The organism is Acidovorax sp., assembly GCF_046291265.1.
Lineage (GTDB): Bacteria > Pseudomonadota > Gammaproteobacteria > Burkholderiales > Burkholderiaceae_C > Acidovorax.
Genome location: NZ_JBKBTV010000106.1, coordinates 1 through 9026, shown reverse-complemented (window position 1 = coordinate 9026; position 9026 = coordinate 1). Strand labels below are relative to the sequence as shown.

Sequence of the window (9026 nt, the reverse complement as noted above, 5' to 3'; positions counted from 1 at the left end):
CGTCTGGCTGTGCTCGAGATGCGGTCCATCGAGTTGGCTAAGGCCCAAGAGAGGGCGACTCAGCCGGCGCTGGACGCCGCCGAAAGAGACATCCTTCAACGAGCGTCGGAGTTGGCTCAGTCCTGCGGTGAGTTGCCCGCATTCGTGTCGCCGTCGGTGCGTAGGGTCCCGCAGGTGTCTCGGCCTGGGCGACCATCGCGTCCGTCGGCGCCGCCGAGTCCATAAAGCCAGTGGCCCCGCAGTTGCGGGGCCACTTCTTACTCAGTGCAGACCAGGTCGTCTGCCCAGCTTTGGCTTCGGACCGGGCATCGGTGTGTTGATCCTGCTGCTCCGCCATTGCTCCATTGATTCTGGCATTTCCGGTGGTGGGAGTGAGCGGTCAACAAGCATGCTCTGCGATCTGCCAGTAGCGGGCGGGGAAGTGCAGCCCCTTGGGGGCGTAGTCGGTTCCCACTGCCTCATCAGTTCGGCGGCGAGATCCAAAGCATGCCGAACATCTACGTCCCGATCGTCGATGTCCCGACTCGAGGTGTTAACCATGAGAGCGCTGAGCAATTGGCTGGCGATGTGTAGCTGTGTGTCGTGGTGCATAGAACCTTCCTTTTCGTTAGTGGACGGCCCCATCCAAGCACCCATACTCATAGTCGCCAAATGAGAAATGAGAGAAATTTCACATATCTGAACATCTAATTTGACCATAGATCTCGCCCTTAGATGTATCTCCGAACCCGCTGCCATCAGGGGTCTCGGTTGGCTAGTTTGGTAGCCGACTGCTCCTCCATCGGAGGAAGCCTGGTCACCCGGGGAAGCAGTACCAACCGTACCCAGGACTGGCTATGATCGAGGAAACATCCCAAGGAAACCTGCCGAAGAGGCTTTCTGCAACGGAGAGAATCGGTTAGATCGGTGGTGATCCGATCCCACTCTCTCCGCCAATCACGATTGCACCCGCGGCATATCCCTTCGACCACCGCGCAGCTTGGACCCTCATGATGAGCAGGTTCAGCTGTCTGCGTCGTGGCTCCCGTTTGGCGACGCCACGGTGCCCGACTGAAGTCTGTGTGCTCGAAGCAGGATCAGGTGTAGCAGCGGCGGACCTCGATCTGCGGGTGCACCAAGCTCAAGGCGGGCCAAGCACCGACGGCGCAGCGGCGATGAGCCGCGAAGCGCGAGGCGGTTGTTCGAAGGCAGGGGCGGCGGCCCCCCCTATGGCGAGGCCGCGTGGCGCCCGCGCCGAGTCGCGCCAGGAGAGTGCCCCATCACGCGCTTGTAGGCGCGGCTGAACGCTGCCTGCGAGGCGTAGCCCAGGCGCGCTGCCACGACCTCGATGGACAGGTTTTGGTGGGTCAGCCATTGACTGGCCAACTGCATTCGCAGCTCAGTCACGTACCGCAGGGGCGCGGTTCCAATGACGGTCTGGAACCGGTCTGCAAAGACAGAACGTGAGATGTTGGATTCTGCGGCCAGCGCTTCAACGGTCCAGTCACGCCCAGGGTCTCTGTGCAGGGCAAGCAACGACAGCGATAGACGCGGGTCGCGCATGGCCATGACCAGGCCTGATGCGCCGTCGCAACCGCGCTCGACCCAGTCACGCACGATCATGGCGGCAACGGCATCCGCCAGCCGGGCGAGTATTCCTGCATAGCCAATACGTCCGGAGCACACCTCGCGCTTCATCGCGTCGACCATCGGCAACAGCCCAGGAAACTGAGTGGCGTTGCCATCGGCCAACATCACCGCCGGCATCAACTTGCTCAACCCTTGCATGCCCCCGAGATCGAACACCATGCATCCGTGGAAGAGCACAGCGCTTGGCACGGCATGGGTGCTCGGGCACGTGTCTATCCCGCTGACCGTGTCAGTCAGTGGGGCGGCGTCTATTGTTTCCAGGCACTGGACAGGATGGTCCTCGCCCGACAGCAGCGCGTGGCCTTCTCCGCGGGGAAGAAGCACGACATCCCCGGCCGATAGAAGGTATTGGCTGCCGTCCGCGCCACGAAGAATCGCGCTGCCCACGGCCAGGTAATGGAAATAGGCATGGCCTGGCTTCGGTGGAAATCCAAGCCCAAAGGTCGGCCCGGTCTGAATGCGTCTGTATTGAACGCCATGCAGCCGCATGCCGGTCAGCAGCTCGCTGATCAGGTCGGAGGACTGGGCTGGAGCGTGGCGCATTGAGACGGTCCGGGGTTTCGATCAAAAATACAGGCTGGACAATCATAGATCATCCTGACATGGCTCCCTAGACTCTCGGCTGCACGAATGCACTGGGATCTTTGATGAGAAATAACGTAGTTGATGCCACAGACGCGCCAGAATCCGTGGCAGCGGAGAGCGGGGAGCCGTCTTCATCGGCATGGGTGGCCGTGTTTTCGCTGGCCATGGGTGTCTTCGGGCTGCTCACGGCCGAATACCTGCCCGCCAGCCTGCTGACGCCGATGGCGGCGGACATGGGGGTGTCGGAGGCGCTGGCCGGTCAAGCCGTGACGGTCACTGCGGTTGTGGCGCTGTTCGCTGGCCTGCTTGTGCCTCGGCTGACCCGGTCGATAGACAGGCGCCTGGTGCTGTTGAGTTTCACGGGTCTGATGGTCCTCTCCAACGCCTTGGTAGCGTTGTCGTCCAGCATGGGCGTCCTGCTGGTGATGCGCGTCCTTCTGGGCGTCGCGCTGGGCGGTTTCTGGAGCATGGCAGCGGCCGTGGCCATGCGGTTGGTGCCGCCACAACGCGTGCCTCGCGCGCTGTCCATCATCTTCAGCGGCATTGCGGTCGGCACGGTGGTGTCGGTTCCGTTGGGGAGCTACCTCGGCGGGCTGCTGGGCTGGCGCAGCGCGTTCTGGGCTGCGACGGCGGTAGGTGGACTCACGTTTGCGTTCCAGTGGTTCACGCTGCCCCGAATGGCCCCGCGCAAGGCGGCGCTTCCAGAGTCGGTGGTGGGCCTTTTGCGTCGGCCAGGCATTGCGGTAGGCATGCTGGGCTGCGTTCTGGCACACACCGGTCAGTACTCCCTCTTCACCTACATCCGCCCCACGTTGGAGAGCCTGGGGCAGATGAGCGCTGATGGCTTGGCGCTGATCCTGCTCGGGTTCGGTGTGGCGAATTTTGTCGGCACATTACTGGCCGGTTGGCTTATGGAGCGCAGTTTGAAAGTCACGTTGGTGATCATGCCCGCCTTGGTGGGCGTAGCCGCTCTGGGCATGCTCCTGTTGCCGGTGGGCGTTGGCGGGCTATCGATGCTGGTCGCGCTCTGGGGCCTGGCCTTCGGTGGCGTGCCCGTGGCCTGGTCGAGCTGGGTTGCGCGTGCGGTGCCTGACCAGGCCGAGAGTGCCGGCGGGATGGTGGTGGCTGCTGTGCAGTCGTCCATCGCAACGGGCGCCGCCTTGGGCGGTCTGGTATTCGGGCTTGGGGGCATTGTTGCAGTCCTCACCGTAGCCGCAGCAGTGATGCTGCTTGCCAGCCTGCTCATTGCGCTCCGGGTCAGGGTGGGCGCGCCGACGTTGTCGGCAGGTCCGGCGTTTCATATTTAATCGACATCCGCGCAGGCTGGCCGCGTGATCGCCACGCACGCCTTGGAGCGACTACTTTGTCGTGGAAGAGAGCGACGGCGACCACGTCTGGAACGGACGTCGGGACTGGCGGACAGTCGATATGGTCGGCGTCCTTCTTCCACTTCCGCTAAAGTGCCCGACCCTGTTTTGACTGGCGCCCGCACCCGAGCGTGCGCTTGGAGGACGTCGTTGTTGATGGTGTTGAAAGGTCTGGTGGTTTTGCTTTTGGTTTTTGCTTCGGTTCCTGGTGTGGCAGCAGAGCTGGTCGGCCGCGCCACGGTCACGGATGGGGACACCCTCACCGTGGCCAAGCAGCGCATCCGCCTCTGGGGCATCGATGCGCCGGAAAGCGCCCAGCAATGCACCGCCAAGGACGGACGTCCTTGGCCCTGTGGCCGACGGTCCGCCGCCGTGCTGGACGCGTATCTGCTGGACCAGACCGTGCGTTGCCAGCCCAAGGACACCGACCGCTACGGTAGGGTGGTGGCCGAGTGCTTTGTTCGGGGTAAGTCGGTCAATCGGTGGATGGTGCGCTCGGGTTGGGCGGTCGCGTATCGCCAATACGCCACGGCATTCATCGCAGACGAAGCCGACGCGCGCCAGCACCAGCGGAACCTCTGGCAGGGGCGGTTCCAGATGCCAGCAGACTATCGCCGCAGCAAGCGTGACCAGATGGTACGACACGCCCCGGTGGCCGCGCAGCCGGCGCCGGGCGGATGCCGCATCAAGGGCAACATCTCCCAGCAGGGCAGGAAGATCTACCACGTGCCCGGCCAGCGGGACTACGCGCGCACACGCATCGACGTGAGCCGTGGCGAGCGCATGTTCTGCAGTCCTTCGGATGCACTGCGAGCTGGGTGGCAGCCAGCAAGGCGATGAGCTCCCTCGCTGCGTCAGAACGAGTAGCGCGGTGTTGGGTGTGTGCCTTTTCCGTCTGCCCACGTCGGCGATCGTGCCGGTGGACCCTGCCCGATTGGGGGGGGGGACGGCCTCATCTTCGCAGCTGGCTAAGCGGGCGCACGGCCCTCGGCAAGTGGCGTCAACTTCAAGAAATTCGTCGCCGAGCGCCAATGCCGTGGACAACAGCCCGTCCGCGGTCGGTCGTGCTTCATAGACCTGCGGGTTCCGTCCTGAGCCAACGTCGCTAGATTGAATGTAGTCGTCGGAGCTAAGGGCGGCGCCAGGAGCGCGCGAAGGACGTTGTGGAATCCATCGCTTGGTCAAATGTGCTCGCATTTCCGCCGCATCGAAGGTCGAGAGTTCTTCAGGGTAAACAGAAGCTTGTCGCATATGTGGAAGCCAAGCTATCTCCAGACTGTGACAGTGAGCTGTTTAGGCTTTCCGTATTTGCGAATGAGTCGTGATAGCATCTTTGCGCCGCAAGTTTTTATCGCGGTCATGGACGACTCCCAGCCCAAGCAAGACGGAAAACATGAATAGACGCACCTACATTGAACTTGTTCTTGAGTTGTTTGCGTTTATCGCCTTGTGTCTGGCGATGATGGCAAGCGGTAAAGCAGTTGTGGTCTTCTCACTGATAACTACCGCTTTGGTCATCTGGATTCCATTCCAAGCCAATGTGGGCAACCGCCTGACCCGGGCCTTAAGCATCGCGCTTCCCATTGCTGCCATAGCAAGGACTGTCGTTCACTTCCTACCAAACCCTTCGCTTTAGGAGCTGAACTACATGAATGTGCTTGGATATTTCGCGGCGGCAGCCTTGGCGATATCTGCCGCAAGCGTAAACGCGCAAAATTCGGAACTTGCGAACGTTGCATGCGAAGGCTGCTCACTCCAGCAGATGGAACAGGCGGCTCTGTCTGAGATAGACGTTGGTGGCGTAGTGGTTTTCAGTGTTTCGACGGGCGACATCAGAAAATTCATCATCACTTGGGATAGGAGCCTCCATGAGGCGCCCATCGACCAGCCGCTCGAGGACTATTTCGTCGCGCTTGCTCGCTTTTGGAATGAAAACGGCGGGACGTTGGAGATGAACTACTACGTCAGTTCCTCCTCCTGGGACACAAACGCTCGAGTAGCCAGCTTTACCGCTGGGCGCTCGGCATCCCTTCGGTCTGACGCCCCGGTGCCAACCACCATCTACGAAGCATTACAAAACCCTGCAAAGATGAACACCGTGATGGAGCGTTTAGATGCATCTTTGGCGGCACGGGGTTACCTTGCTTACAACACATTTGCAAATTCCGTGGTCCTTAAATTTTTAAACGCGGAAGCGGGTCAGCCGGTCGCGGTGCTGAACTTCTCGGATGGATCTCGCTCGAAGGCAACCTACGATCTAAACGAGAAAACCTGGAAGCCCATCCCCGGCACGGGCCGCGATGTGCATGGCAATTTTGTACCGGAGAAAAAGGAGGATTTCGTCAAGGAAGGCCAGCCAACCGTTTACGAGTTCCCTGGCGGCTGGGCGAGTGACGCTTACATGGATTTTAGCCGCTACGCGTTTGACTACGGAATCAGACTGGACTTCCGGGAAGGCGATACCTCGATGATCTGCACTTATGAGAGCGATGACATTCGGACCGAGGTCAAGTGCATGGGCATCCGGTAAACAAATCGAGAGTTTGAACCTGTGACGGTGGATTTCTTCGCATTTGGTGGTGAGGAGAAACGCCTTGCTCGGCGGGGCAGCAGTGGCTGCCTCGTTTCTCCGTCATTTGCTTCACATCGGCAAGGCAACTCAAGCCATCCCATGCAGGCGACGACGCCACGCCCCGGCCGTCGCCGCGATAGCCATCGCAGGCACCGCCAGCACCAGTGCGTACACCAGCCCCGCCAGCAACAACGGGCCAACGCCAGACATCACGGCCACCACGGGCGCCTGCAGGACCATGAGCAGCAGCCCCCAAAGCCACGCCCGCCGGGGAAAACAGGCACCTAGAACGGCGGCGATGCCCAATGCGATGGGATAGACGACGGTCCAGAACGCAGGCGCGTCCCACGGCTCGCCCCCCGGTGTCCGCCAAGCCACCAGTACCCAGAACACCACGCCGACCTTCAGCGTGACAGCACTTGCTGCAAGAAGATTTCCCGTCGCCCGCATCGTTGTTCTCCTGCACGAACATGCAGGATGCCATTGTTCAACGGATGAGTACTGCTACTTCATGGCCTCCAGCGGCACCAGCGACGCCCACACCAACAACAGGGCCAGCCACAGCCAGCGCCAGCGACCTATGCCGTGCCACGCCGCGCGCCAGGGGCCGGGCAGTTTTTCATGACTCATGTCTGCCGCCTTTTGGCTGCTGATCGCAGCGAATCCACTGTGCGAAGTCCGTAGAGATACACGCCGGTGAGGCACAGCCCGGTCAACAGCGTGCCGGCCAGCAACCAGAGCAGTCGGATGGGCCAACCGCCGAAGCTGCCGAAGTGCAGGGGGTCGGCCATTTCGGCGATGCGCTGATGGACCCCCAGCGCACGGCCGTCATGCATGCCGATCACCTGCCCGGTGTGCAGGTCTACGGCGATATTGTTCGCCCGTTCCCGCACCAGCCAGGCGTCGGCCTCCCCCAGGAACAGGATGCTCCCGCCATCGCGTGCGGGGATGGCGCCGAGGATGTCGAGGCGGGGCCAGTGCTGGCGGACGGTCTGCACAGCGGCGTCGACGGCGCCCGGGTCGACGGCGGCAGCGCGGTCATCGCCCTTGGCCAGTCGTATGGTCGGCGCGGCCGGTGCATCGCCGCCAAGGGATTCGATCAGATACCACGCCCCGGTCACCCCGATCAGCAGCAGAAACCAGAGTGACCACACCCCGGCCAGGCGATGGACATCGCCCCACAGGCGGCGCGGTCGTGAGGGGTCGGGCCGTTTGAAGAAGCCACGCCACCACTTCTTGTAGATGTACAGACTGCTCAACAGCGACAGCAGCAACGGGATGGACAGCGCCGCTACCAGTGGCACGCCCCAGGCCACCGGCAGCATCAGGTGGCGGTGGGTGTTGCGCAGCAGCCGCTGCGTATTGAACCAGCCGGTGTCGCCGGTCACCTGCGCGGTGTAGGGGTTGATCCAGACAAAGCGTCGCTTGCCATCGGGCAGGCGCATCTGCGCGCGCGCCGCGAACAGGCGGGTGTGGCCGGCGGAGATGCCCTCCAGCTCCCAGTCCGGATGTGCCGCCTGCGCGGCGTGGATGACCGGCCCCCAGCCGGCCTGCTCACCACCATCGGCCACGCGCATGGGGGCGTGCAGCAGCCAGTCGATCTCCTGCGAGAACACCGCCAGCGTGCCCGTGAGGCAGACAAAGCCCATGAACAGGCAGAGCTTCAGGCCGAGCCAGCTGTGCAGGTCGAACCACAGCCGGCGCCCACTCCCGCTGCGCGCAGGGCGGTTGGGGTGCGCTGGCGTAGGCTGGCGCATGGGCAGGCTCAGAAAGCGTACGCCGCTTGCACGTACACGCGGCGTGGCTCACCCGGGAAGTGGCCGGTGCGTTCGGTGAACCCACTAGCGGCATAGACCTTGTCGAACAGGTTTTTGACGTTGGCCTGGAACTGCCACTGCTGCCACTGCGTCTTCCAGCTCATGTCGAACACGGTGTACGGCTTTACCCGTTGGCCATCCAGGCTGACGCGCTCATCCACGTAATCGGCGCCAAAGCCGATGGCCGAATTGATCGCCGGCAGGTCGTAGCGCGTCCACAGGCCGAGTTTGTTCTGCGGCGCATTGGCGAAGCGGTCGCCGGAGGCATTGGTGATGCCGTTGCTGCCGGCATCCTTCACCCGCGCATCGTTGTAGGCGTAGGTCAGGTTGAGCACCCAGCGTTCGGTGACATCGGCCAGCAGATCCAGCTCCATGCCCGTACTGCGCACCAGGCCCAGGGCGGCCAGCTGGTTGACGCCGTCCACGATCTCGCCGGTGGCCTGCACGATATTGCTGCGGTCGATCCGGTACGCGGCCAGGTTCAGGGTGACGCGCTCGGCCAGCAGGGACTTCAACCCGACTTCCCATTGTTTGCTGCGCTCGGCATCGAATGGGCCGCCCGCCTCGGCGCTCTGGTTGGCCGCGCTCTGGGGCATGAAGCCGCTGGTGATATTGGCGTAGACATTGACGCCTTCCCGCACGGTGTACGTACTGCCCAGCCGCCAGCTGATGTCGTTGCCGTCCACGCGGGTGCCGGCAATGCGGTCATCGTCCTTGAAGCCATCCCAGCGCAGTCCGGCCAGCACATGCCAGCGCGGGGTCAGCGTCAGTTCGTCCTGCAGGTAGCCGCCATAGCGCTTGCTGCGCGTGCTCGTGCTGCGCCAGGGCAGGGCGGCCAGGTTGTAGTCGCGCCACGAACTTGCGCCATACACCGGGTTGAACAGGTCGATGCCCGGCACCGGGCCGGCACCCCGCGCCAGGTCCGCGCTGTTGGCGGTCTGCGCGGTGAAGTCGGCATCCTGCTGGTACACATCGGCGCCGAACAGCACCTTGTGCTCGATGCTGCCGGTGCTGACGCGCCACACGGCGTTGCCGTTGGCGGTGAATGCATCGTTG

The 9026-nt window shown here is 62.7% G+C and carries 9 protein-coding genes; 4 read left to right on the top strand and 5 right to left on the bottom strand.

Annotated elements, in window-relative coordinates; genetic code table 11:
* Window positions 1-1206: 1206 nt before the first annotated feature.
* The gene (locus ACK41V_RS22680; RefSeq protein WP_409785801.1) at window positions 1207-2172 is read right to left on the bottom strand and encodes an AraC family transcriptional regulator; all 966 of its coding nucleotides are present in this window, start codon (window positions 2170-2172) and stop codon (window positions 1207-1209) included.
* A gap of 104 nt (window positions 2173-2276) precedes the next feature.
* On the opposite strand from ACK41V_RS22680, the gene ACK41V_RS22675 reads away from it, so the two are divergent.
* From ACK41V_RS22675 to ACK41V_RS22660, 4 genes are all read left to right on the top strand, one after another.
* Complete coding sequence (locus ACK41V_RS22675) at window positions 2277-3521, top strand: MFS transporter (RefSeq protein WP_409785799.1); 1245 nt, start codon at window positions 2277-2279, stop codon at window positions 3519-3521.
* Window positions 3522-3737: 216 nt separating this feature from the next.
* Window positions 3738-4421 (top strand): thermonuclease family protein, encoded by a 684-nt coding sequence (locus ACK41V_RS22670; RefSeq protein ID WP_409785797.1) that lies wholly within the window; start codon window positions 3738-3740, stop codon window positions 4419-4421.
* A gap of 553 nt (window positions 4422-4974) precedes the next feature.
* Window positions 4975-5217, top strand: coding sequence for a hypothetical protein (locus ACK41V_RS22665; RefSeq protein WP_409785795.1), 243 nt, complete (start codon window positions 4975-4977; stop codon window positions 5215-5217).
* Window positions 5218-5229: 12 nt separating this feature from the next.
* Window positions 5230-6111, top strand: coding sequence for a hypothetical protein (locus ACK41V_RS22660; protein ID WP_409785793.1), 882 nt, complete (start codon window positions 5230-5232; stop codon window positions 6109-6111).
* A 129-nt stretch (window positions 6112-6240) separates the two neighbouring features.
* Here ACK41V_RS22660 and ACK41V_RS22655 read toward each other — a convergent pair whose 3' ends face one another.
* The 4 genes from ACK41V_RS22655 to ACK41V_RS22640 all read right to left on the bottom strand — a co-directional run.
* Entirely contained in the window at window positions 6241-6603 is a 363-nt protein-coding gene (locus ACK41V_RS22655; RefSeq protein ID WP_409785792.1) for a hypothetical protein, read from the bottom strand.
* 54 nt (window positions 6604-6657) lie between these two features.
* Window positions 6658-6783, bottom strand: a complete 126-nt coding sequence (locus ACK41V_RS22650; protein ID WP_409785790.1) for a hypothetical protein — start codon at window positions 6781-6783, stop codon at window positions 6658-6660.
* The gene (locus ACK41V_RS22645) at window positions 6780-7910 is read right to left on the bottom strand and encodes a PepSY-associated TM helix domain-containing protein (RefSeq protein WP_409785788.1); all 1131 of its coding nucleotides are present in this window, start codon (window positions 7908-7910) and stop codon (window positions 6780-6782) included. The genes ACK41V_RS22650 and ACK41V_RS22645 overlap by 4 nt, the downstream gene beginning before the upstream one ends.
* Window positions 7911-7918: 8 nt before the next feature.
* A partial coding sequence (locus ACK41V_RS22640; RefSeq protein WP_409785786.1) for a TonB-dependent siderophore receptor occupies window positions 7919-9026 on the bottom strand: 1108 nt, incomplete at its 5' end.

What these genes read in the sequence shown, in the direction of transcription:
- ACK41V_RS22680 (WP_409785801.1), bottom strand. Translation starts at nt 2,172, where the DNA reads ATGCGCCACGCTCCAGCCCAGTCCTCCGACCTGATCAGCGAGCTGCTG.
- ACK41V_RS22675 (WP_409785799.1), top strand. Translation starts at nt 2,277, where the DNA reads ATGAGAAATAACGTAGTTGATGCCACAGACGCGCCAGAATCCGTGGCA.
- ACK41V_RS22670 (WP_409785797.1), top strand. Translation starts at nt 3,738, where the DNA reads ATGGTGTTGAAAGGTCTGGTGGTTTTGCTTTTGGTTTTTGCTTCGGTT.
- ACK41V_RS22665 (WP_409785795.1), top strand. Translation starts at nt 4,975, where the DNA reads ATGAATAGACGCACCTACATTGAACTTGTTCTTGAGTTGTTTGCGTTT.
- ACK41V_RS22660 (WP_409785793.1), top strand. Translation starts at nt 5,230, where the DNA reads ATGAATGTGCTTGGATATTTCGCGGCGGCAGCCTTGGCGATATCTGCC.
- ACK41V_RS22655 (WP_409785792.1), bottom strand. Translation starts at nt 6,603, where the DNA reads ATGCGGGCGACGGGAAATCTTCTTGCAGCAAGTGCTGTCACGCTGAAG.
- ACK41V_RS22650 (WP_409785790.1), bottom strand. Translation starts at nt 6,783, where the DNA reads ATGAGTCATGAAAAACTGCCCGGCCCCTGGCGCGCGGCGTGGCACGGC.
- ACK41V_RS22645 (WP_409785788.1), bottom strand. Translation starts at nt 7,910, where the DNA reads ATGCGCCAGCCTACGCCAGCGCACCCCAACCGCCCTGCGCGCAGCGGG.